The organism is Nocardioides sp., from assembly GCF_025964975.1.
Lineage (GTDB): Bacteria > Actinomycetota > Actinomycetes > Propionibacteriales > Nocardioidaceae > Nocardioides.
This window is the reverse complement of sequence record NZ_JAOPXV010000201.1, coordinates 1-21,911: the sequence shown is the minus strand read 5'-3', so window position 1 is coordinate 21,911 and position 21,911 is coordinate 1. Positions and strand designations below refer to the sequence as shown.

20 protein-coding genes are annotated in these 21,911 nt (G+C 70.4%); 9 read left to right on the top strand and 11 right to left on the bottom strand.

What is annotated here, in order from left to right; genetic code table 11:
* Positions 1–1,204, bottom strand: a 1,204-nt coding sequence (locus JWN68_RS15645) for a glycoside hydrolase domain-containing protein (protein WP_297740557.1), incomplete at its 3' end; no start/stop codon positions are given.
* Between the two features lie 159 nt (positions 1,205–1,363).
* On the opposite strand from JWN68_RS15645, the gene purL reads away from it, so the two are divergent.
* Together purL and JWN68_RS15635 are read left to right on the top strand one after the other, a co-directional pair.
* Entirely contained in the window at positions 1,364–3,679 is a 2,316-nt protein-coding gene (gene purL, locus JWN68_RS15640; RefSeq protein WP_297740555.1) for a phosphoribosylformylglycinamidine synthase subunit PurL, read from the top strand.
* A gap of 36 nt (positions 3,680–3,715) precedes the next feature.
* A complete protein-coding gene (locus tag JWN68_RS15635; RefSeq protein WP_297740553.1) occupies positions 3,716–4,570 on the top strand; it encodes an alpha/beta hydrolase in 855 nt (284 codons plus the stop codon).
* Here the strand turns inward: JWN68_RS15635 and JWN68_RS15630 are convergent.
* A complete protein-coding gene (locus tag JWN68_RS15630; RefSeq protein ID WP_297740551.1) occupies positions 4,567–5,298 on the bottom strand; it encodes a hypothetical protein in 732 nt (243 codons plus the stop codon). The two genes, JWN68_RS15635 and JWN68_RS15630, sit on opposite strands and share 4 nt — an antisense overlap.
* A 36-nt stretch (positions 5,299–5,334) precedes the next feature.
* Between JWN68_RS15630 and JWN68_RS15625 the strand changes: the two genes are divergently transcribed.
* From JWN68_RS15625 to JWN68_RS15595, 7 genes are all read left to right on the top strand, one after another.
* Positions 5,335–5,733 carry a sterol carrier family protein gene (locus tag JWN68_RS15625; protein ID WP_297740549.1) on the top strand — a complete coding sequence of 133 codons (399 nt, stop codon included), beginning with the start codon at positions 5,335–5,337 and terminating at the stop codon, positions 5,731–5,733.
* On the top strand, positions 5,734–6,543 hold the full coding sequence (locus JWN68_RS15620; RefSeq protein WP_297740547.1) for a GNAT family N-acetyltransferase: 810 nt from the start codon (positions 5,734–5,736) through the stop codon (positions 6,541–6,543). It abuts the gene before it with no gap.
* A 188-nt stretch (positions 6,544–6,731) separates the two neighbouring features.
* Entirely contained in the window at positions 6,732–8,078 is a 1,347-nt protein-coding gene (locus JWN68_RS15615; RefSeq protein WP_297740545.1) for a dipeptidase, read from the top strand.
* Between the two features lie 323 nt (positions 8,079–8,401).
* Positions 8,402–9,007, top strand: a complete 606-nt coding sequence (locus JWN68_RS15610; protein WP_297740543.1) for a glycine-rich protein — start codon at positions 8,402–8,404, stop codon at positions 9,005–9,007.
* 415 nt (positions 9,008–9,422) lie between these two features.
* Positions 9,423–10,946, top strand: a complete 1,524-nt coding sequence (gene purF, locus JWN68_RS15605) for an amidophosphoribosyltransferase (protein ID WP_297740559.1) — start codon at positions 9,423–9,425, stop codon at positions 10,944–10,946.
* A gap of 50 nt (positions 10,947–10,996) precedes the next feature.
* Positions 10,997–12,064 (top strand): phosphoribosylformylglycinamidine cyclo-ligase, encoded by a 1,068-nt coding sequence (purM, locus tag JWN68_RS15600; protein WP_297740541.1) that lies wholly within the window; start codon positions 10,997–10,999, stop codon positions 12,062–12,064.
* Between the two features lie 145 nt (positions 12,065–12,209).
* Complete coding sequence (locus JWN68_RS15595; RefSeq protein ID WP_297740539.1) at positions 12,210–12,395, top strand: DUF3073 domain-containing protein; 186 nt, start codon at positions 12,210–12,212, stop codon at positions 12,393–12,395.
* Between the two features lie 82 nt (positions 12,396–12,477).
* Here JWN68_RS15595 and JWN68_RS15590 read toward each other — a convergent pair whose 3' ends face one another.
* The 9 genes from JWN68_RS15590 to JWN68_RS15550 form a co-directional block, all read right to left on the bottom strand.
* Complete coding sequence (locus JWN68_RS15590) at positions 12,478–13,551, bottom strand: Glu/Leu/Phe/Val dehydrogenase dimerization domain-containing protein (protein ID WP_297740537.1); 1,074 nt, start codon at positions 13,549–13,551, stop codon at positions 12,478–12,480.
* Between the two features lie 88 nt (positions 13,552–13,639).
* Positions 13,640–14,971 carry a hypothetical protein gene (locus JWN68_RS15585; RefSeq protein ID WP_297740535.1) on the bottom strand — a complete coding sequence of 444 codons (1,332 nt, stop codon included), beginning with the start codon at positions 14,969–14,971 and terminating at the stop codon, positions 13,640–13,642.
* A gap of 56 nt (positions 14,972–15,027) precedes the next feature.
* Positions 15,028–15,768 carry an ABC transporter ATP-binding protein gene (locus JWN68_RS15580; RefSeq protein ID WP_297740533.1) on the bottom strand — a complete coding sequence of 247 codons (741 nt, stop codon included), beginning with the start codon at positions 15,766–15,768 and terminating at the stop codon, positions 15,028–15,030.
* A complete protein-coding gene (gene cbiQ, locus JWN68_RS15575; protein ID WP_297740531.1) occupies positions 15,765–16,433 on the bottom strand; it encodes a cobalt ECF transporter T component CbiQ in 669 nt (222 codons plus the stop codon). Before cbiQ ends, JWN68_RS15580 begins: the two co-directional genes overlap by 4 nt.
* Position 16,434: 1 nt before the next feature.
* Positions 16,435–16,758 (bottom strand): PDGLE domain-containing protein, encoded by a 324-nt coding sequence (locus JWN68_RS15570; protein WP_297740529.1) that lies wholly within the window; start codon positions 16,756–16,758, stop codon positions 16,435–16,437.
* On the bottom strand, positions 16,755–17,441 hold the full coding sequence (locus tag JWN68_RS15565; RefSeq protein ID WP_297740528.1) for an energy-coupling factor ABC transporter permease: 687 nt from the start codon (positions 17,439–17,441) through the stop codon (positions 16,755–16,757). The genes JWN68_RS15570 and JWN68_RS15565 overlap by 4 nt, the downstream gene beginning before the upstream one ends.
* A 109-nt stretch (positions 17,442–17,550) precedes the next feature.
* On the bottom strand, positions 17,551–19,038 hold the full coding sequence (locus JWN68_RS15560; RefSeq protein ID WP_297740527.1) for a hypothetical protein: 1,488 nt from the start codon (positions 19,036–19,038) through the stop codon (positions 17,551–17,553).
* Complete coding sequence (locus JWN68_RS15555) at positions 19,035–20,342, bottom strand: tetratricopeptide repeat protein (protein WP_297740525.1); 1,308 nt, start codon at positions 20,340–20,342, stop codon at positions 19,035–19,037. The genes JWN68_RS15560 and JWN68_RS15555 overlap by 4 nt, the downstream gene beginning before the upstream one ends.
* Before the next feature lie 81 nt (positions 20,343–20,423).
* Positions 20,424–21,839 (bottom strand): DUF4331 domain-containing protein, encoded by a 1,416-nt coding sequence (locus JWN68_RS15550; RefSeq protein ID WP_297740523.1) that lies wholly within the window; start codon positions 21,837–21,839, stop codon positions 20,424–20,426.
* Positions 21,840–21,911 lie beyond the last annotated feature (72 nt).

Sequence of the window (21,911 nt, the reverse complement as noted above, 5' to 3'; positions counted from 1 at the left end):
GCTCCTGGCCGGCCAGCAGCGCGACCCAGTGCTTGCGGCGCCACGTGCTGGTCGGGGTGAAGTCGCGCGACCGCATCCACGCGCCGGCGGCCCGGCGGGTCTGCCGGTCGTAGATGCCGTCGATCTTGCCGACGTAGCGCTTCTTCTCCTTGAGCAGGCACTGCAGCGCGCTCGTGCGGGAGGCGCTGGCCGCGCCTGGCCGAAGCGTGTAGTAGGCGGGGAAGTCGATCCGGGTGCCGCCGCAGTGGACCTCGGCCACGGGTGCCGACACCGGAGCCGGCGTGGGTGCGGGAGCGGGCGGTGGCGCGCCGCCCGAGCCACTCAGCTCCAGGTAGTTGCTGTCGATGTTGATGGTGACGCCACCCCAGGTCTCGTTGTGACCGCCGCGGTACTGCTTCATCCGGTTTCCCGGGCGCCAGCCGTCCTCGCTGATGTACGTCGTGGACGTGTTGGCGACCCCGTCCCAGCGCGCGATCCAGATGCGGTCCGGCAGCGCGAACTGCCCGGGGCGCTGCACGCGTGCGTCGTCGAGCATCTTGATGCCCGAGCTCGCGCTGGAGTAGAAGCCGGCGACATGGCCGAGCTCCTTGATCCGGGTCACCCAGCCGCTGGTGAAGGTGAGGGCGGACTCGCGGCAGCGGGTGTTCGTCAGGTCGAAGGCCTCGAGGTCGTACCAGAGCGTGCTGCCCGGGCCGATGCCCAGCGCGGCTGCGTCGGCGGCGTTCTTGTCGGCCTCGACGACCCCTTGGGCGCGCGCGGCCGCATAGCTCCCGGCCGGGTCGGGGTTGATCTTGAAGTCGTCCTTGTAGCGCGGGAAGCGGTCCAGGCAGGAGGCCTGCGGACCCAGGGCGATGGGGAGCAGCCGCCAACCACGGGAGACCTGCGTTGCGACCCAGGTCGGCGACAGGTTGGGCTGGACGCGGCAGGCGCGGGAGTCCCCCGAGATGTAGATCCCCACCGCGCGGAACGGGGAATGGGTGACCCATGCGTCCATGGCGGCCTGGTTGGGAGCCACGCACTGGTCGAAACCGCGGCCGGTGAACTCGCCCGGCGTCGAGGCCGCGACGTCGGCCAGGCGCTCCGCAGCGCCGGAAAGGGCGGCGACCGCGGTCGGCGAGTCGCTCGAGTTCGTGATCAACAAGCTGGACGTGGTGACGGCGAGGGCGAGCACGGCGGTGCTCGAGGCGATGGCCAGACGGCGCATGGTCGTGACTCCGGAGGCTGGGGAAGGTGGGGTCCGAAGCGACAGCGTACGTCCCACCAGTCACACTCGTCACGCGATCGACAGTCCTGGAGCTGGCCGCCCGTCCCACACGCGGATGCGCGATCGAGTGCCCCTGTGGTGCTCGGTAGATTGGCGTCCGTGTCCGAGACCCAGCAGGCCGAAGCCAGCAGCCGCACCACCACCCTCGACACCGTGGCAGTGGCGGCGTCGGATCCGGAGCGGGAGCAGCCGTGGGCCGACCTCGGGCTCAAGGCGGACGAATACGCCGAGATCCGCGGGATCCTGGGCCGCCGGCCCACCAGTAGCGAGCTGGCGATGTACAGCGTCATGTGGAGCGAGCACTGCTCCTACAAGTCGTCCAAGGTGCACCTCAAGCAGTTCTCCGAGATCCCGCAGGAGACGCCGGTCGGCAAGATGCTGGCGGGCATCGGCGAGAACGCCGGCGTCCTCGACATCGGCCAGGGCTACGCGGTCACCTTCAAGGTCGAGTCGCACAACCACCCGTCCTACGTCGAGCCCTACCAGGGCGCGGCCACCGGGGTGGGCGGCATCGTCCGCGACATCCTGGCCATGGGCGCCCGGCCGGTCGCGGTGATGGACCCGCTCCGCTTCGGCCCGCTCGACGCCCCGGACACCCTGCGGGTGCTGCCCGGGATCGTGGCCGGCGTGGGCGGCTACGGCAACTGCCTGGGGCTACCGAACATCGGAGGTGAGGCCGTCTTCGACGAGTCCTACCTCGGCAACCCGCTCGTCAATGCTCTGTGCATCGGCGTCCTGCGCCACGAGGACCTGCATCTCGCCAAGGCGTCCGGTGTCGGCAACCAGGTCATCCTGTACGGCGCCCGCACCGGCGGCGACGGCATCGGTGGCGTCTCCGTGCTGGCCTCCGAGACCTTCGACACGAGCGCCGACGGGTCGAGCGGGCCCGCCAAGCGGCCCAGCGTCCAGGTCGGCGACCCCTTCATGGAGAAGCTGCTCATCGAGTGCACGCTCGAGATCTTCGCTGCGGGCCTGGTCGCCGGCATCCAGGACCTCGGTGGTGCCGGCCTCTCGTGCGCGACGTCCGAGCTGGCCAGCGCCGGCGACGGCGGCATGCACGTCGAGCTCGACCGGGTGCCGCTGCGGGACTCCACGCTGGCTCCCGAAGAGATCCTCATGAGCGAGTCGCAGGAGCGGATGATGGCGGTGGTCGAGCCTGCCGACGTCGACGCCTTCCTCGCGATCTGCGAGAAGTGGGAGGTCGAGGCGGTGGTCGTGGGCGAGGTCACCGACACCGGTCGCCTGCACATCGACTGGCACGGTGAGCGTGTCGTCGACGTACCCCCGCGAAGCGTCGCTCACGACGGTCCCACCTACGAGCGGCCGTTCGCCCGCCCGTCGTGGCAGGACGCCCTGCAGGCCGACGACGCGGAGGCGCTGCCCCGGCCCTCGAGCGGCGACGAGCTGCGCGACACCCTGCTCCGCCTCGTCGCCAGCCCCAACCTCTGCGACAAGTCCTGGATCACCGACCAGTACGACCGCTACGTCCGCGGCAACACGGTCCTCTCACAGCCCAACGACAGCGGGATGATCCGCGTCGACGTCGACACCAACCTGGGTGTCTCGGTCGCCACCGACTGCAACGGCCGCTTCGCCAAGCTCGACCCCTACGCCGGTGCGCAGCTCGCCCTGTCGGAGTCCTACCGCAACGTGGCCACCGGCGGCGCGCGGCCGCTGGCCATCTCGGACTGCCTCAACTTCGGCTCTCCCGAGGATCCCGACGTGATGTGGCAGTTCGCCGAGGCGTGCCGCGGGCTCAAGGACGCCTGTATCGAGCTCGGCATCCCGGTGACCGGCGGCAACGTCAGCCTCTACAACCAGACAGGCGAAACGGCCATCCTGCCCACCCCGGTCGTGGCGGTCCTCGGCGTCATTGACGACGTCACCCAGCGCATCCCCACGGGCTTCGTCGCCGAGGGTGAGCGGGTCTTCCTGCTCGGCGAGACCAGGGCGGAGCTGTCCGGCTCGGAGTGGGCGCACGTCATGCACGCCCACCTCGGCGGCCGTCCGCCGCAGGTCGACCTCTCTGCGGAGCGCGCGCTGGCCGAGCTGCTGGCCGACGCCTCGCGAGACTCCGTCATCACCAGCGCCCACGACCTCTCCGACGGTGGCCTGGCCCAGGCGCTGGCTGAGTCGTGCTTCCGCAACGGGATCGGGGTGTCGGTCTCGGTCGCTGACGTGGGCGACGGCGACCCGTTCGTGGCCCTCTTCGCCGAGTCCGTCGCCCGCGCCGTCGTCACCGTGACCGATGACGACGCCGACAGGCTCGAGGCCGTGGCGCAGCAGCACTCCGTCCCGCTGACCCCCCTCGGCCGCACCGGCGGCACGCGGATCGACGTCCAGGGCCAGTTCAGCCTCGAGGTCGCCGAGGCGAAGGCGGCGTGGGCGGCGACGCTGCCCGCGGCGCTCGGCTGACCCGCGAGCGGGCCGCGGTCGGTAGGGTCGCCTGCGATGGCTGCCATGACGCGACGCGCTGCTCTGACAGCCGCTGGACTGCTCCCGCTGGCTGCGGCCTGCGCTGGTGACGAGACCCCCGGAGGGGAACCCATGCCGACCGACGACGACCGACCGACCAGCGCCACCCTGCCCAGCGCGACTCGGCTGAGCTACGGCGAGGACCCTTCCCAGTGGGTCGACCGCTACGACGCCGACGGCACCAGCCGCGGGACGGTCGTGGTCATCCACGGGGGCTTCTGGCAGGCGTCGTACGGCGCCGAGCTCGGCGTGTCCCTGGCCGTCGACCTCTCGGCCCGGGGCTGGACGGCCCTCAACGTCGAGTATCGCCGCGTCGGCAACGGCGGCGGCTTCCCGGAGACCTTCGACGACATCCACGCGGCCATCAACCTCGCCGAGGGCGAAGGGCCGGTGATCACCCTCGGTCACTCCGCCGGCGGGCACCTCGCCACCTGGGCCGCCGCTCGCCAGCGATTCGAGCGGTGGGCAGGGGGGGTGGAGGTCACCCAGGTGCTGTCCCAGGCGGGGGTCGTGGACCTCTCGTCGGCATACGGGCAGGACCTCGGCGGCGGCGCCGTCGAGTCCCTCATGGAGAGCGACCCGAAGGATCCGTCCTACGACCTGGCCGATCCGATGCGCCAGGTGCCGCTCGACGTCCCCGTCTGGTGCCTGCACGCGCCGGACGACGAGAATGTCCCCATCACCCAGTCCCAGGACTACGTCCGGGCCGCGACCGAGGCCGGCGCGACCGCCGAGCTGGTCGAGGTGACCGGGGGCCACTTCGACCTGATCAACCCCGGCACCGACGCCTGGCAGGCGGTCGTGGCCCTTCTAGAGACCATCGACTCCTAGCTCGGCAGCAGGCTGATCTTCTGCCAGATCTTGCCCGACAGGGCCGTGGTCAGCCGCTCGATCGTGCTCACCGTGTCGAGCACGACGGGATCACGCGACTCCTCCGCGCACAGCGCAGCAGCCTTGCCGATCAGGCTCAGGAGCTCGGAGCAGTAGCCGAAGTAGTGCTCCATCCCCGCCCGGTCGAGGTCGAGACGCGGCGAGGCAGGCGTCGGCACGAAGTCGTCGCGCAACCGCTCGGGGTCCTTGGTCAACTGGTGCATGTCGACGATGTGCGCCAGCGACCGCAACCGGTGGAGAAGGTCGAGCAGCTGCCCGCGTTCGATCCGGTTGGGCAGGGTGTGGAGGAAAAAGATCGCGATTGCGGCGAACACGAGGTCGTTGATCGCGCTCTCGATCAGCGGCAACCAGGTGACCGAGCTGTCCACGCGCCCGACGTCACGCAGCGCCAGGGACAGTGCAGCGACGGTGGCGACCACGACGAGGGCCACCAAGACACGGGAGATCATCCGGACCCGGCTCAGGCGCCCCCGCGTCGTCGCCATGCGGACCTCGACGTCCTCGACGAGCTGCATGAGCTCCTCGGCCACGCCGACCAGCCGGCGCTCGGGGAAGCGCGCCGAGACGCGGCGACTGAGCTGGGCGACGGTCGAGTGCACGGCGCCAGCCGAAAGCTGCTGCAGCGACGGCGACTTCGACTGGTGCGCCGACGCGGACTCCACACTCATGCGGAGCAGCGTAGGCCCGGTGGCTAGGGTGCAGCAGTGCCCGTTCGTCTACGTCCTGCAGCACCGTCCGCGGTGGCGCAGGCGCTCGAGCACAGGACCGCGGCCGACGACAAGCTGCTGACCAAGCACTTCCTGGCCGTCCTGGTCGAGCGTGCGCCCGGCCGGTCCGTCGAGGTGCGCGTCCCGCCGTACGCCGCCGCGCAGGTCATCGAAGGAGCGCGACACACCCGCGGGACCCCGCCCGCGGTCATCGAGACCGACCCCACGACGTGGATCGCGCTGGCCACCGGCGAGCTGACGTGGGCCGACGCCCTCACCAGGGGCCGCATCACCGCCAGCGGCGAGCGCACCGACCTGTCGGCGTACCTGCCCCTGTCCACCCGCGAAGACACCCCGCCCGCGGTCACCGAGACCACGAACAAGATCGAGGACTGAATGGACATCCGCTCGCTGGGCTTCCGCACCGACCTGCGCCTGCTGCAGATGACCGGCAGCGAGATCGAGGACCGCGGCACCCACCTCGTGGTCCGGACACCGGCCAACCCGACCTACTTCTGGGGCAACTTCTTGCTCCTCAAGGCCCTGCCCGTCCTCGGCGGTGAGCGTGAGGTCGTCGGCGCCTTCCACACCGAGTTCCCGCTCGCCGAGCACGTGGCCATCGGGGTCGATGGCATCGAGGACATGACGGAGGCCCTGCGCCCGTTCGTCGAGGCCGGGTTGGAGGTCAACACCGGTGTCGTGCTGACGGCAGCCGAGCTGGTCGATCCGCCGGCGCTGGCCGACGACGTCGTCGTGCGGCCTTTGGAGTCCGACGACGACTGGGAGAAGCGCGCGCGGCTCAGTCACCGTCTTTACGCGCAGACCAGCGAGGCGACGTTCATGGAGTTCGCCCGCAGGAGGAACGACCAGGAGCGCGGGCTTGCCACTCGCCGGATCGGCCAGCGGTTCGGCGCCTTCGTCCACGACGAGCTGGTCTCGACCGCGGGCATCTTCCTCACCCATGCCGGCGTCGCCAGGTTCCAGAGCGTCGAGACCCACACCGACCACCGGCGCCGGGGACTGGCCGCAGCCGTCGTCCACGCTGCTGGCCGTCACGCGGTCGACCAGCTCCGGGTCCAGCGGCTGGTGATCGCTGCCGACCACGACGGTGACGCCATCCGCATCTACCGACGACTCGGGTTCACCGACCTCGAGCGGCACACCACGCTGGAGCGGCGCCCCGACGCCTGGCGGGACGAGGCGTAGTCAACCGGCAAGGGACGGGCCGAGCCAGGGGCAGGACACCGGCTACGCCAGCTTCGGCTCGCAGGCCTCGGTCCGGTGGCCCTCAGCGGATCCGGTGGACGCGTTCGCCTCAGCCGAGCGCTACCGCGCGGTCGTTGTCGACATGGTCGCCACGGGCGCCGGACGTGGCGCCGACTAGGGTGCGCAGCATGACGATCGACATCCGTGCTCGCCTCGCAGACGTTCTCCCCGGGATCCGACAAGACCTCGAGGACCTGGTCCGCATCGAGTCTGTCAGTGCCGACCCGGCCCGCGCCGCGGAGGTGGAGCGGAGCGCCGAGGCCACCGAGGCGCTGTTCGCAGCCGAGGGCTTCGAGACCGAGATCGTCCGCGCCTTCGAGGGCGCTCCGCCGGCGGTCATCGCCAAGAAGGCCGGGCCCGAGGGTGCCCCCACGGTGCTGCTGTACGCCCACCACGACGTACAACCGGAGAACGACCACGCCGACTGGGACTCGCCCCCCTTCGAGCCGACCGAACGTGGTGACCGCCTGTACGGCCGGGGCGCGGCCGACGACAAGGCCGGCATCGCGGCCCACCTCGGAGCCGTGCGCATCTTCGGCGACGACCTGCCCGTCAACCTCGTCATGTTCATCGAGGGCGAGGAGGAGGTCGGCTCCGACACCCTCGTCGAGCTGCTCAACACCTACAAGGACCGCCTCGAGGCTGACGTCATCGTCATCGCAGACTCAGGCAACTGGGACATCGGCGAGCCCGCGCTCACCACCAGCCTGCGCGGCCTGGTCCGCATGGACGTCGGCGTGCGGACCCTGACCCACGCGGTGCACTCGGGCATGTGGGGCGGTCTCGTCCCCGACTCGATCATGGCGCTGAGCCGACTGATCGCCAGCCTGAACGACGACGAGGGCAACCTGCTCATCGAGGGCCTGCACAGCGGGCCGGCGGCCGACGTCGACTACCCCGAGGCGCGGCTGCGTGCCGAGTCCGGCGCAGCCGAGGGCGTCCAGTGGATCGGCACCGGCTCGGCCGTCGAGCGGCTGTGGACCAAGCCGGCCCTCAGCATCACCGGCTTCGACGCCCCCAAGGTCGACGGCGCCTCCAACACCCTCGTCCCGATGGCGCGGTGCCGGATCAGCCTGCGCGTCGCCCCCGGCGACACCACCGCCAACGCGGTCACCTGCCTGCAGGACCACCTCGAGAAGCACGTCCCGTGGGGCGCCACCCTGACCACCACGGTCGTCGACACGGGTGAGGCCACCCAGATCGACGCGACCGGACCGGCGTACGACGCCGCGCGGGCCGCCTTCGCCGAGGCCTGGGACGGCACGGCGCCGGTCGACATGGGGGTCGGCGGCTCGATCCCGTTCATCGCGGAATTCCTCGAGACCTTCCCGAAGGCCAGCGTGCTTGTCACCGGCGTCGAGGACCCCGACACCCGGGCCCACGGCGCCAACGAAGGCCTCCACCTCGCCGAGTTCGAGAAGGTCGTGCTCGCCGAGGCGTTGTTGCTCCGCAACCTCGGCCAGCTGGACCGCTGAGCCTGCACGACGACGGCAGCTCGCGGCGATTGGGACGGACCTGAACGCGATCCCTGCGCCCCGGAGCGCGACCTGCCTACGTCGTGCCGACCTCCGTGGTCCCAGGGGTGGGTTGATCCACCCACTCGACACAGTTCCGCACACCGATGGTGTGCTTCTCCACGAGCGATACACAGGCTTGCTCTTCCGCTGTCGATCTCTTCGGTGTCGCAGATACTCGGGGGCGCGAGGCGGACCAGACCTTTCAGCCGAGGACGCTTGATCTAGGGGTCCATGTGTCTGGTTCGACTGCTCGACCAAGCCGTGTCCGTCTGTGTCGCCGCATGGCTGCAGCGATGGCGTTCTCGGTGGTAGCCGGGATGGCGACGGTGGTGAGCGTCGCTGCCACCGTGGCTCCCGCGTCAGCGGCGATCCCGACGCGGACGTGCGGCGAGGCCGGCGACCAGGATGTCGCCGTCGCCGCGATCCCTGGCCAGGTCAAGTGCACCTACTACAACCGCAGCGCCAACAACATCGGCGGACAGGCCGACTACTTCACCGTGCCATCAGGTACGCACACCTTGCGGATCGAAATGGCCTCCGCAACAGGGGGCGGCGGGGGAGGCCGCACGACAGCTGACCTCGCGGTCACTCCGGGGCAGGTCCTGCAGATCAACGTCGGCGGCCGCGGCGAGGACGGCGGGATGGCCAGCGATCCGTTGGGACACCGGGCCACCGGCGGATGGAACGGCGGAGGAGCGGGTGGGACCGACGGCTTCGGGTGCACCATCAATGCATGCGGCAGTGGCGGCAACGGGGCCGTGGACGTGCGGACCGGCTCCTACGGACTGGCTGACCGGGTGCTCGTGGCCGGTGGCGCCGGGGGCTTGGAACTCGTTCAGCGGCGGGGGCGACGGCGGCGGTCCCGTCGGGGAGGACGGTGCCAGTGAGGGGCCCTAGAACGGAGCGGGCGGGGGCGGCAGCCAGAGCGCGGGTGGCTACGGCGCAGGCGCCGGCTCTGCGGCCTCGAGGTCTTCTTCCACTCCGTCGGCACGTGCACCGTGATGGCCGACCAGCCCGCGGACTACGGACCGGCTCCGCGGTGGCGAGGGTGAGGACGACCTGCGTGGCGGGTAGGGCGTGGACATGCTCGTCGGCGGTGCAGGCCACGACCGTGGGCGCGACCCGCAGTCCGACACGTCCTTCAAGAGCATCGAGCGGCTCGGCTGACAGGCCCCGGGCCGAAAAGCGCAGTGCAGTCGCAGCCTCGTAGCCCAGTCCCGGGCACCTCGACGCCTGAGGTGCCCGCGGCGCGGCTGGATGCGGACGTGTGGCCGTGGTCGCCGTAGACTGCTCCCCGTGCCCATGGCCTCCCCGCAGCGCAAGGGCGGCGACGGCCGTCTGACCACGGCTCTCGACCCCCACGACCTCGGCCCGCAGGACGCCTGTGGTGTCTTCGGTGTCTGGGCCCCCGGCGAGGACGTCGCCAAACTCACCTACTACGGGCTCTACGCGCTGCAGCACCGCGGCCAGGAGTCCGCCGGGATCGCGGTCAGCAACGGCCGCCAGATCCTCGTCTACAAGGACATGGGTCTGGTCTCCCAGGTCTTCGACGAGTCGACCCTGGAGTCGCTGAAGGGCCACCTCGCGGTCGGTCACGCCCGTTACTCCACGACCGGGGCCAGCACCTGGCACAACGCCCAGCCCACGTTCCACCCCACGGCCACCGGGTCGATCGCCCTGGCCCACAACGGCAACCTCATCAACACAGCCGACCTGGCGCAGATGGTCACCGACGGCGAGGCCGACGGGCACCTCGACCTCCAGCTGCGCAAGCAGCCCGCCAGCACCAACGACACCTCCGTGGTCACCCAGCTGCTGGCGCACCACCCCGGCCAGACGGTCGAGGAGCGTGCCGCCGAGCTGCTCCCGCAGATCAAGGGCGCCTACTCGTTCATCTGGATGGACGAGCACACCTTGTACGCCGCACGCGACCCGCAAGGCATTCGCCCCCTCGTCCTGGGCCGGCTCGAGCGCGGCTGGGTCGTGGCCTCGGAGACCGCAGCCCTCGACATCGTCGGCGCGTCCTTCATCCGCGAGATCGAGCCGGGCGAGCTGATCGCCGTCGACGAGGACGGCCTGCGCACGCAGCGTTTCGCGGAAGCGGCGCCCAAGCACTGCCTCTTCGAGTTCGTCTACCTCGCCCGCCCCGACACCATGATGACCGGCCAGCGGGTCCACAGCGTGCGCGTCGAGATCGGCCGCAAGCTGGCCAAGGCGTTCCCGGCCGACGCCGACCTCGTCATCCCGGTCCCCGAGTCGGGCACCCCGTCGGCCATCGGCTACGCCGAGGCGTCCGGCATCCCCTACGGCGTGGGGCTGGTGAAGAACTCCTACGTCGGTCGCACCTTCATCCAGCCGAGCCAGACCATCCGTCAGCTCGGGATCCGGCTGAAGCTCAACCCGCTCCGCGACGTCATCGAGGGCAAGCGCCTCGTGGTCGTCGACGACTCCATCGTGCGCGGCAACACCCAGCGCTCACTGATCCGGATGCTGCGCGAGGCGGGAGCGCGCGAGGTGCACGTGCGGATCTCCTCCCCGCCGGTGAAGTGGCCCTGCTTCTACGGCATCGACTTCGCGACCCCTGCGGAGCTGATCGCCAACGGACTCACCGTCGACGAGATCTGCCGGTCCATCGACGCCGACTCCCTCGGTTACATCGACATGGAGGACCTCGTGGAAGCAACGTCGGTGCCCAAGCCCGACCTGTGCCGTGCCTGCTTCGACGGCGTCTACCCGATCGAGCTCCCCGAGAGCGACCGCCTCGGCAAGCACCTCCTCGAGATGCCGGTCAACAACACGGCGCTGCCGGTCCTGAACAACCCGTGAGCCCCGGGCCCCACACGCCCGAGCCGCCCAACTGCGAGTGGAGAAGTGACATGACCGAGCCCGTGTCCGGCAGCAACGGTGCGTACGCCGCCGCCGGAGTCTCGATCGAGGCTGCCGACCGTGCCATCGACCTGATGAAGGGCTGGGTGGACAAGGCTCGTCGGCCCGAGATGATCGGCGGCATCGGCGGGTTCGCGGGGCTGTTCGACGCCAGCGCCCTGACGAGGTTCGAGCGGCCCCTCCTCGCCACCTCGACCGACGGCGTCGGCACCAAGGTGGCCATCGCCCAGCGGATGGACGTCCACGACACGATCGGGTTCGACCTCGTCGGGATGGTCGTCGACGACCTCGTCGTGTGTGGCGCCGAGCCGCTCTTCATGACCGACTACATCGCGACCGGCCGGGTGGTCCCCGAGCGCATCGCGGCGATCGTCAAGGGCATCGCCGAGGCGTGCGTGGTCGCCGGGTGTGCCCTCATCGGAGGCGAGACCGCCGAGCACCCCGGGCTGCTGGACCCGGACGACTACGACGTCGCCGGTGCCGCGACGGGAGTCGTCGAGGCCGACCGGCTGCTCGGTCCCGGCCGCGTCCGTCCGGGTGACGTCGTTCTTGCCATGGGCTCGAGCGGGTTGCACTCCAACGGCTACTCCCTGGTCCGGCACGTCCTGCTGAACACCGCCGGCTGGGCGCTGGACCGCGACGTCGACGTGCTGGGGCGCACGCTGGGGGAGGAGCTGCTCGAGCCGACCAGGATCTACGCCAAGGCCTGCCTGGACCTCGCCCGGGACGACCGCGTGCACGCGATGTCGCACGTGACAGGTGGCGGCATGGCTGCCAACCTCGAGCGCGTGCTGCCGGTCGAGCTCGGTGTCTCGATCGATCGCAGCACCTGGAGCCTTCCCCCGATCTTCTCCCTGGTGGGCGAGGTCGGCAACGTCTCGCGCGACGACCTGGAGTCCACCCTCAACTGCGGCGTCGGCATGGTCGCGATGCTCGGAGCGGATGCCGTCGACACCGCGATCGAGGTCCTGGCCGGTCACGGGATCCCCGCCTGGGTCGCCGGCGAGGTCTCGGTCGGGGGCGAGGGTCGGGTCACCCTCGTCGGAGCTCACCGCTGAGCGGTGATTCCGCGACTTCTCGGCCCAACATCTCCCCCGACGTGCGGGAACACCCAGGTAACAGGTAGCGTTGTGCCTACGAGATAATCTTATGGACAGTCCGGGCGCCTCGTTGCCCCGGCCGATTTGCGAGGGGGCTGACCCTATGGGGCGCGGCCGAGCCAAAGCCAAGCAGACGAAGGTCGCACGCGACCTGAAGTACCGCACTCACGAGACGGACTTCGGGGCGCTCGCCAGTGAGTTGCACGGCGACAGTGGCAAGCGAGAAGAGCAGATCGATCCTGAGGTGCTCGAGAAGTGGTCTGACGTCATCGAGCCCTCACGCGACTGATCGTCCTCCCTGCCTGCAGGTGAGCCGAGCTGCTGAGCGTCAACCGGACGGCGCGTCCCGCGCCATCCGGCTGACCGTCGTCTCAGCCGAGGAAGATCCCGCGCAGGCGGCCGACCTCGTGCATGCGACGCTCAGCGAGCCGGTCCGCAGCGATCGCCGGGGGGACACCGTCTGCGCGCGCGAGCTCGAAGACTGCCTGGGTGGTCTCGAAGATGCCCGCGGCGCGCTGCTGCGCGCGCTCGAAGGAGAACCCCTCCAGCTCGTCGGCGACCTGGATGACGCCGCCGGAGTTCACGCAGTAGTCGGGCGCGTAGAGGATCCCGCGCTCTTCGAGGCGCTTCTCGATGCCCGGGTGGGCCAGCTGGTTGTTGGCCGCGCCGCAGACGATCCGCGCCGACAGCGTCTCGACGACCTCGTCGTTGATCGCGCCACCCAGGGCACACGGGGCGTAGACGTCGAGCTCGGAGGCCACCAGCTCCTCGGTGGAGTCGCAGACGCGGACCTGCGGGTACTCGTCGCGGATGCGCTCGATGGCCGGTTGGTGGACGTCGGTCACGACCACGGTCGCGCCGTCCTCGATCAGGTGGCCCACGAGGTGACGCCCGACCTTGCCGATGCCTGCGACTCCGACCGTACGTCCCGCCAGGGTGGGCTCGCCCCACGACTCCGCGGCGGCCGCGCGCATGCCCTGGAAGGTGCCGAACGCAGTGAGCACCGAGCTGTCGCCGGCCCCGCCGTGCGCGACGGTGCGACCGGTGACGAAGTCGCACTCGCGGGCGATGTGGTCCATGTCCTCGGAGTACGTGCCGACGTCGCAGGCCGTGAAGTAGCGACCGTTGAGCGACTGGACGAAGCGTCCGTAGGCGCGCAGCAGCGGCTCGGACTTGAGGGTGGCCGGGTCACCGATGATGACGGCCTTGCCGCCGCCGAGGTCGAGACCGGCGAGGGCGTTCTTGTAGGACATCCCACGCGAGAGGTTGAGAGCATCCTCGATCGCGGCATCCGTGGACGCGTAGGGGTAGAAGCGGGTGCCGCCGAGAGCCGGGCCGAGGGCGGTCGAGTGGATCGCGATGATCGCGCGGAGACCAGTGGCCTCGTCGTTGGCGAAGACCACTTGTTCGTGTTCGTGGCCGAGCTCGAAGACGTCTACAGACATGGGTGTTGTCCTCATGAGTTGAGATGGACGGCCGCGGGGGTGTGCGACCAGCTTCACGAGGGCCAAGGGTGGTGGCCCCCGTCACACGTCAAGGGTAGACGCGGCCCACCTCTCGTTGCACAACGACGTCGCCATGGGTCCCATAGCCGACCAGCGGCCCTGTGGCCGGTCGACCGTTGAAGGTGATCATGAGCCACCCCTGGTCGGTCTCGGCCAGCGTCGGCCACGGCAAATTGGTCGGGTACGCCGCAGCAAGCGCACCCACCTGCTGCATGGCCAGGTCAAAGACCGGATAGCCCGCCCGGTGGCCGCGCCGGCCGTCGCGGCCGTCGCTGGCCAGCACTCGCCAGTCGTCCCCGATCCGCAGCAGCGTCGAGCCTTCGGTGGCGCGCCGGTCCGTGGCGGCACCGCGCAACGTCAACCGGTCCAGTGACGGCCCGCCGGCGAGCGCCGGGTGGAACCGGAAGAACTTCCGGGCGCTGGCGTAGCCGACCAGCCACTCCTTGCCGGTGTGGACGAGGTGGGGGTCCCAGACCCCGACGGAGGTGAAGCCGTCGGTGGGCAGCGGGAGCTCGGTGGTGTCGAGGACGTGCGCTCCCGTCAGTACGTCCACCGACGTCCGCGCGATCGTGGCTCGAACGGAACGCTTCGGGTCCCTCTCGCCGAAGTCACCCCACGTGCTCGTTGCGACCAGCCAGCCGTCGCCGTCGCGGACGACGTGGGTGGCGTGGTCGCCGTACACCCCACGCTTGTCGGGTCTCCGGAAGTAGAGGTCGCTTCCATGCTCCAGCTCGAGGGAGTCGGGATCGAGCGTCCAGACGGAGGTGTGGGCGGTGTCGAAGAACCCGGGTCCGGCCGACGTCGCGCTGAGCAGGAGCCGGCTGCCGTCGCGCACGGGCTGCCCGTCACGAGTGGTGACGAGGCGGACGTCGCGCAGGCCGAGCTGACCGAAGCGACCTGCGGTGAACGCGCCGGCGGACTCCACTCGCAGGCCGGCGAGCAGACCCTCGTCATGGGCGTCGACGAGGTCGGCGAGGTCATGGAGGTCGAGTCGTGCGCGGGCCACCCAGGCCCCTGCCTCTTCGGTGAGCGCCGTGAGGTGGGTGCCCGTCAGGTTCAGGGCCAGGCGCGTGGGTGCCTGCACGCAGGCGCCGTGCCGGCGGCTGCGGTGCGTCGAGGTGACCTTCCCCAGCGTGACGGTGATGGCGACGCGCTGGCCGTCCCAGACGGCCGCCAGTGCGTGCTCGCCCAGCCGGAAGGCGATGGAGGCGGGACGCTCGCGGCCGAGGTCGAGGACGGCTGCGGCGTACGGCGCCGGCATCGGCAACGGGTGACTGCCAGCGCCGAAGGCGTGCACGGAGCGGGGGGAGATGAGCGAGATGGGCCGGAGCCGACGCACGATCTCGAGCGGGGGGAGCACCGGGAGAGTCTGGCACTCCTCAGCGGTCCACTCGGCGCTGGCCGAGTGGGAGAGCCTCAGCAGGTGTGCGGATCGAAGCCGTAGGGCAGCTCGAGGCGGTGGGACTTCATCAGCGCGTCGTCGGTCAGGATGTCCAGGGTCCGACCCTGTGCCGCGACGATGCCGTCGGAGAGCACCACCGCGCGGGGGCACAGCTGCAGGGCGTAGGGCAGGTCGTGGGTGACCATCATCAAGGTCACGTCCAGAGCGGTCAGGACATCGGCGAGCTCGCGCCGGGACGCGGGATCCAGGTTGGAGCTGGGTTCGTCGAGCACGATGATCTCGGGCTCCATGACCAGCACCGTGGCCACGGCCACGCGCCGCCGTTGACCGAACGAGAGGTGATGGGGCGGGCGGTCCGCGAAGTCGGCCATCCCGACCATGTCGAGGGCGGACATGACCCGCCGGTCGAGCTCGGCTCCCCGGATCCCGAGGTTGCGCGGGCCGAAGGCGACGTCCTCGCGAACGCTGCCCATGAAGAGCTGGTCGTCGGGGTCCTGGAAGACGATACCGACGCGACGACGGATCTCCGCGAGGTTCTCCTTGACCACCGGCAGGCCGGACACGCTCACGGTGCCGCGGCCGGGCAGCAGGATGCCGTTGAGGTGCAGGACGAGCGTGGTCTTGCCCGCTCCGTTGGGCCCCAGGACGGCAACGCGTTCGCCGCGGTGCACGTGCAGGTCGACGCCGAAGAGCGCTTGGTGGCCATCGGGATAGGCGAAGGCGACCGACTGTAGGTCGAGGACGGGGGTGGTCATCGGCGCACCGTCCCGTCGTACCCGCGGGAGATCATCGCGAGGTGCACCCGCTCGCCGCGCTCGAAGGAACGGATGAAGAGGGCTCCGGCCGAACGTCCGATCACCGGCCAGTGGCGCGGGTCGCGAGCGGTGAACCCGCGGGACTCCCGCGCGGTCTTCATCCGGCGGAGCTCGTCGGAGACGACGTCGAGGTAGCGCACCATGAAGCCCATGATCTGGACGAGCTGGCTGGGCACCCGCAGGCGTTCCAGGCCGGCCAGGAGGTCGCGCGGCTCCGTCGTGGCGGCGAGCAGCAGGCTGGCCAGGACGCCCAGCGTCGCCTTCACGACCAGGCCGCCCCCGGCGACCAGACCGGGCCGGCTGAGCGACAGCCCGAGGAGGTCCACCGTCGGGCCGGTGGCGATGAAGGGGAGCAGCACCGCAAACGCCAGGACCGGGGTCTCGATGACCAGCCGCCGGGCGAGGTAGAGCGCGGGGACGCCGGACAGCGCGACGAGCACGGCAAGCACAGCGGCGTACGCCGCAAATGCGGCGAGCCACGGCACCGGGGTCGCGACCACGACCAGCATGAACGAGACCAGGAAGGCGATCTTCAGGTGCGCGGGTGCCTGGTGCACCGGGGAGTGGCCCTGGAAGTGGAGCCGGTGTCCGTGCGGGGCGCCCATGTCACTCGCCCTCCGTTCGTGCGAGGACTGCGTCGCGCCCGCGTGCGCCGAAGAGGAGCCACGAGCAACCCAGCACCAGCAGGCACCCCAGCACCCCGGCCACGCCTGAGGACCACCGGCTGTTGTCGATGCCAGCTGTCTCATAGCCCGCCAGCGGACCGCCCTGGGTCGCGGACGCTTGTTGGGTCTCGGCGAAGCCCAGGTCGGCGGCGACTCGGTTGAGCCCGTCAGGGCTGCCGGAGGCATAGAAGCTGACGACGCCGGCCAGAGTGAGGGCCACCAGCAGGCCCACTACGAGGACGGTGCGGTCCGAGACCGTCCTCACGACGACACCAGCCGGGTCTCGAGCTCCCGGACGGCCAGCACCCGGCGGGCACCGTGGACGAGGTCGGGGCGGACCGCGACGACGCTGGACACCACCAGGAAGGTGATGACCGCTTCGCCGACACCGATGAATACGTGTACGCCGAGCATCGCCGTCAGCAGCGTGTCGAAGGGGATCGGGACGACCCCGCCGACGGCGTAGAGGAGCACGAAGGCGGCGGCGCTCAGCACCACCGAGGCGATCGCGCCGAGGGCGGCGGCCGGTGCGACCATGGACAGACGCTTCGGCAGCGCGAGCTGGGCGGCGCGGAAGACGGCGTATCCGCCGACCACGGTCAGGAGCCCCATCAGCACGACGTTGGTGCCCAACGCAGTGATGCCGCCGTCGGCGAACAACAGGGACTGCACGACCAGGACCACGGTCAGACAGAGCAGCCCGGCGTAGGGGCCGACAAGGACGGCAGCGAGGGCACCCCCCATGAGGTGCCCACTGGTTCCCCCGGCGACCGGGAAGTTGAGCATCTGCGTGGCGAAGACGAAGGTGGCGACGAGACCGGCAAGTGGGGCCGTGCGGTCATCGAGCTCGCGGCGGGCGCCCTTGAGCGCGACGCCGATGCCCGCTGCAGCTACGGTGGCCGTCACCAGCGACGTCGGCGCGTCGAGAAAACCGTCGGGGACATGCATCGCAACCTCCGGATCCTTGTTGCACTCCGTGTGCAACAACCTCAGTTCGGCGCGAACCCCGTCAACGGATTGGACCCTCGGCAAAAGAAATGTGGCGCACACATCCGGCTCACAGCTGCAGGACGGCGCGGACGATCACGCCGAGGCCGACCGCGCAGATGCCGACCATGGCTCCGTAGCGCAGGAAGGTGCGGACCTGTCCGCCCAGGTAGCCCCGTCGCAGGGCCAGGCCTTCGAGACGCAGGACCAGCCCACGCGCCAGCAGGCCGACGGCGGCCAGCGAGAACGCCATCCCGATGCCGAAGGCAAGCACCAGCACCACTCCGAACCAGGCACGGCCCAGGGCCACCGCGGCCAGCAGGAGCAACAGCGCTGATGGACTGGGCACCAGCCCACCCACCAGGCCCATCACCCAGACTCCGCCGCGCCCGGGAGTCACCTCGGTGCGGGTGGTCGGCGGAGCGTCGGCGATCGTCACCGCGCCGAACACGCGGGGCTCGGCTGTCCGACCGTGATCGTGGTGGGCATCGGTAGGAGGATGGTCGGGCGCGTGGCCGTGGCCGTGGCCGTGGCCATGGCCGTGCCCGTGACCTCCCTCGTTCGAACGCAGCTGCACGAGCAGGTAGAGCCCGAGGCCCAGGATCAGCAGTCCGGTGGCCAGCGTCAACCAGGGGTAGAGGCGGGCCGGCACCAAGGCAGTGCTGAGCGAGACCAGCAGACCCAGCAGCAGCACCGTCCCGGTGTGGGCGGCAGTGACGGCACTCCCGACGGAGAGCGCCGAGCGGAGGGACGAGTCGCCCCGCTGGGACAGGTAGAACGCCATGACCGTCTTGCCGTGGCCCGGCGACAGTGCGTGCGAGGCCCCCAGGGCAAGCGCCGCGAGGATCGAGAGACCGGCGGCGAGCAGTCCGTTGTCGCTCAGCAGCGCGGTTGCTCGCGACGACAACCAGCCGCCGTCCGTGGCGCTGGCGCCGGTGTCGCCGCTCCCCGGCAGTGCGCCGGCCGGCCCGCCGGGGGACACGACCAACGTCGCGGAGGTGACGTCGAGGGGCGACTGCAGCAGGTCCTCAGGGTAGGCGGTGAGCCGCTCGCTCGTGCTCTCGTCCGGCACGTCCGAGCTCGTCAGCGTCATCGCGTTGCCCACAGCGGTGATCTCGCGCCAGCCCACCGACCCCGGGGCCGTGCGGTCCTGGAGGGTGACGGCGCCCGCATCGACGGACACCTCGCCCGTGTACCTGCAACTGATGCGAGTGACGGGGAGACCGCCCTGACCAGCCGCGGTCGTCGCGGCTGCACTGTCGAGGGACAGCGGTACGGCGGCGCCCGAGACCTCGAGGTCCAAGCCGCGACCGGTGGTCTCGCACTGGCTCGCGGCCAGCGCGGGGAGGTCGTCGATGGCGTCCCCGAGCTGCGCCGTGGGGATCTCGGCCAGGTCGATCACGTGGTCGACCCCGATGCCGTGGGAGGAGACCAGGATGCCGGTGTAGCGGTTGACGGTGAAGTTGCCCAGCGGGTGGGCGGAAGCGGGAGCGGCCGTCACGAAGAGGCAGAGGGCGATCGCCCCGAGGGCCACGAGGACGCGCAGCGCTCGTGTCATCGCCGGGCCTCGAGAGACCTCAGGACGGCGCGGGCCTCGGCACGCTGCAGCGGCGACATGCCGGGGTCGGTGGCAAGGCCGCGCTTCAGGTGCATGCGGGCCTCCGCCGTCATCCCCAGGGCCGCCTCGATCGTCCCACGGTGGATCCAGAACCTCGCCTCAGGCGTGCCGAGCCGGGTCGCGGCACGCGTGATCGGCAGCGCCTCGGCGTCGCGGCCCGTCCGGTGCAGCGCCCAGGCGAGCGCGTCCGCGACGTGCACGCTCGTGCGGCGGTCCCACTCTGCGCGGGCCTGGGTGAGGGCACGTTTCGCGGATCCGTGGTCGGCTTCGAAGAGTGCCGTCTCGAGGTCGGTGCCGACCCCGTTCGCGTTGAGGAGCTCGATGGTCGTGCGGACGACAGCGAACTGGGCCTTTGCCTCGTCGGTCCGACCGAGATACTGGAGCAGCTCACCGAGCTCGGTGAGGTACTCGGGCAGGGGTTGCTGGGCCACCACGCTCTGCCAGGTCGCGACAGCGCCTTCGAGGTCGCCGCGGGCCGTCTTCAGGCGGGCCGAGGAGATCAGGGCGGGGAGGTAGGTGGGCAGGACCTGTCGGACTGTCGCCAGGTCACGACCTGCGGCCTGCAGACGGCCCTGCTTGCGCAGGATGTCGGCTCGCAGCGTCAGCGGGTAGGCCTTGTCCGCGAGCGAGCCCGACTCTGCAGCACGCTGGAGCACGTCGCCGGACAGGTCGAGGTCACCGCGCAGCTCGTAGGCATAGGCGTAGCGGGCGGCAATGGTGGTGCTCGGCCGGAGGCGGTCGGCGGCACGTACGGCGCGCAGCTGCTCGGTGTAGCGCCCGAGCTCGGTGAGGGCATCGATCCGGACGGCCAGGGCCGTGAGGTCACGGGGGTTGATGGCGAGGGCGCGGTCAGCATCAGCGAGGGCGGCGGCGAAGTCGTGGCGGGCAGCAGCGATCGCGCCGCGGGCGCCCAGGGCGGGGAAGTTCTCGTCCGGCTCGATGCTCAGGGAGCGCGCCGCGGCCTCGTCAGCCTTCTCGTAGTAGGACGCGAGGCCGGTGATGCGAGCCTGTTCGACATAGGCCAGCGACAGATTTGCCCACGAGACGTGGTCCTTCGGCAGCCGGCGCAGGGTGTCCTGCAGGGAAGTGATGGTCGCCGTCAGATCGCTGCCCGAGTCAGGCACGACGCGGGCGATCGAGGGGTTGGTGGACGCAGGCGGGGGCTCGGACGTGGTGGCAACGCCGATGCCACCGGAGACGCCGAGGACCAGGCCGATGCCGAGCACGGTCAGGCTTCTGCGCATGTCGCTGGTCCCTTCTGGGAGTTGCCTGGTGCCGGCCCGGCCACGGGGCGGGATGCCGCGTGACCGGGCCGATCAATGGTGTCAGACCTTGCGACGACGCGTGGCGCCGCCGATGCCGGCGATCAGGGCGAAGAGGCCCAGACCGATCGCTGCCATCGAGGTGGTGCGACCAGCCTCGACGCCGAGCACCTTCGTGGCAGACGACTGCTTCGCGTCCGGACCGGAGCCCGGGTGCGGGGCGGCGTCGCTGCCGCTGACCGGGAGGGCCAGGTAGGGGAACGTGTCGCCGAAGGCGGCGTCGTTGCCGTCCACGCCGTCACCGAGGTCGTTGGCACTGCCGACGAGCTCGCCCTCGACGACCTGCAGCGAGATGTCGATGACGTCGTCACCGAGCCTGCGGCCGTTCGGGTATCCCTGGACATCTCCGCCGATCACGCCGAGCCGGTTGGGGTTGGCGGTAACAGGGGTGTTCATGTTGAGACGCAGCTGCTCGCTGGGCGTCATCTTGCCCTTGGGCATGTTGAGGCCCTTGACACCGGTGAGGAAGACCGACACCAGGTCGTTGCGAGGTGTCTTGGGCGCATCGATGCCGTAGACCGACTCGATGAGCTTCGGCAGCTCTGGGTTGGTCACGTACTTCAGTGCCGCGACGTCCGAGGTGGGCTGCGAGGCGTTGAACGCGTCCTTGACCGCGATCGGGAGGACGACCTCGTTGACCAACGGCATGCCGAGGCGTGAGACCTGGACGAACTTGCCGCCAGCGGTTCTCTTGTTGGTCGTCGACCAGACCCCGACGATCGGGTTCTTCTTGGAGTTGCCCTTCTTCGCGAGCCAGCGCTTGGGCACCTGGAGCGCGACCGAGTTGACGTTGAAGCCGGCCAGCGTGTCGTCGCCGACCTCGGAGAGGTCACCGCCGTAGAGCAGGTCGAAGACCCGCAGGTCGAGGAAGAACGGGTCCTCGGCCTGACCGGCGAACGACTTGACCTTCCCGAACGTCCGGGTGGCCTGGTTGCGCAGGTCGACGTAGTTCGGCATCGCTGCCTTGCCGGCGTCGGAGGGCGCCACGCGGGCCGACTTCACGAGGACCTTGGTCTTGTGGCCCTTGATCCGCTCCAGCCGGTAGGTCTGGAAGAAGTTCAGGTTCTTGTCCTTGAGCGACGTGACCGGGCCCGTGCTGGACAGGAACGTGTCCTTGGACTTGTAGTGGTCCTTGAAGGTCCACCGGAAGGTGACGTCGGCCTTGGCGTCCCCATCGTTGTCGATGTGGATCTCGTGGCGGGCGTCGTTCGCGAACGGGTAGAAGTTCGGACCGCCGGCGGGCTCCGAGAACGGGGACCAGTTGGCGACGAGCGTGACCGAGCCCTGACGCTCCGGGCTGCGGAACGCGTAGACGTCGGTGTTGTCGTACTGCGGGGTGCCGGCGATCATCGGCGCCTCGCGGTGGCTGGAGGCCTCGGCACCGAGAGGGCCGAGGGCGGTCAGTGCTGCACCGGCCACCAACCCCCCTGATGCCATCAGGGCCACCGCCGAACGCCGTGACGCCAATCCACGGGTGAGACGCTTTCTCGT

Coding starts and splice junctions, on each gene's coding strand:
- JWN68_RS15635 (WP_297740553.1), top strand. CDS start 3,716: ATGGCTGCCATGACGCGACGCGCTGCTCTGACAGCCGCTGGACTGCTC.
- JWN68_RS15630 (WP_297740551.1), bottom strand. CDS start 5,298: ATGAGTGTGGAGTCCGCGTCGGCGCACCAGTCGAAGTCGCCGTCGCTG.
- JWN68_RS15620 (WP_297740547.1), top strand. CDS start 5,734: ATGGACATCCGCTCGCTGGGCTTCCGCACCGACCTGCGCCTGCTGCAG.
- JWN68_RS15615 (WP_297740545.1), top strand. CDS start 6,732: ATGACGATCGACATCCGTGCTCGCCTCGCAGACGTTCTCCCCGGGATC.
- JWN68_RS15610 (WP_297740543.1), top strand. CDS start 8,402: ATGGCTGCAGCGATGGCGTTCTCGGTGGTAGCCGGGATGGCGACGGTG.
- purF (WP_297740559.1), top strand. CDS start 9,423: ATGGCCTCCCCGCAGCGCAAGGGCGGCGACGGCCGTCTGACCACGGCT.
- purM (WP_297740541.1), top strand. CDS start 10,997: ATGACCGAGCCCGTGTCCGGCAGCAACGGTGCGTACGCCGCCGCCGGA.
- JWN68_RS15595 (WP_297740539.1), top strand. CDS start 12,210: ATGGGGCGCGGCCGAGCCAAAGCCAAGCAGACGAAGGTCGCACGCGAC.
- JWN68_RS15590 (WP_297740537.1), bottom strand. CDS start 13,551: ATGTCTGTAGACGTCTTCGAGCTCGGCCACGAACACGAACAAGTGGTC.
- JWN68_RS15580 (WP_297740533.1), bottom strand. CDS start 15,768: ATGACCACCCCCGTCCTCGACCTACAGTCGGTCGCCTTCGCCTATCCC.
- cbiQ (WP_297740531.1), bottom strand. CDS start 16,433: ATGGGCGCCCCGCACGGACACCGGCTCCACTTCCAGGGCCACTCCCCG.
- JWN68_RS15565 (WP_297740528.1), bottom strand. CDS start 17,441: ATGCATGTCCCCGACGGTTTTCTCGACGCGCCGACGTCGCTGGTGACG.
- JWN68_RS15560 (WP_297740527.1), bottom strand. CDS start 19,038: ATGACACGAGCGCTGCGCGTCCTCGTGGCCCTCGGGGCGATCGCCCTC.
- JWN68_RS15555 (WP_297740525.1), bottom strand. CDS start 20,342: ATGCGCAGAAGCCTGACCGTGCTCGGCATCGGCCTGGTCCTCGGCGTC.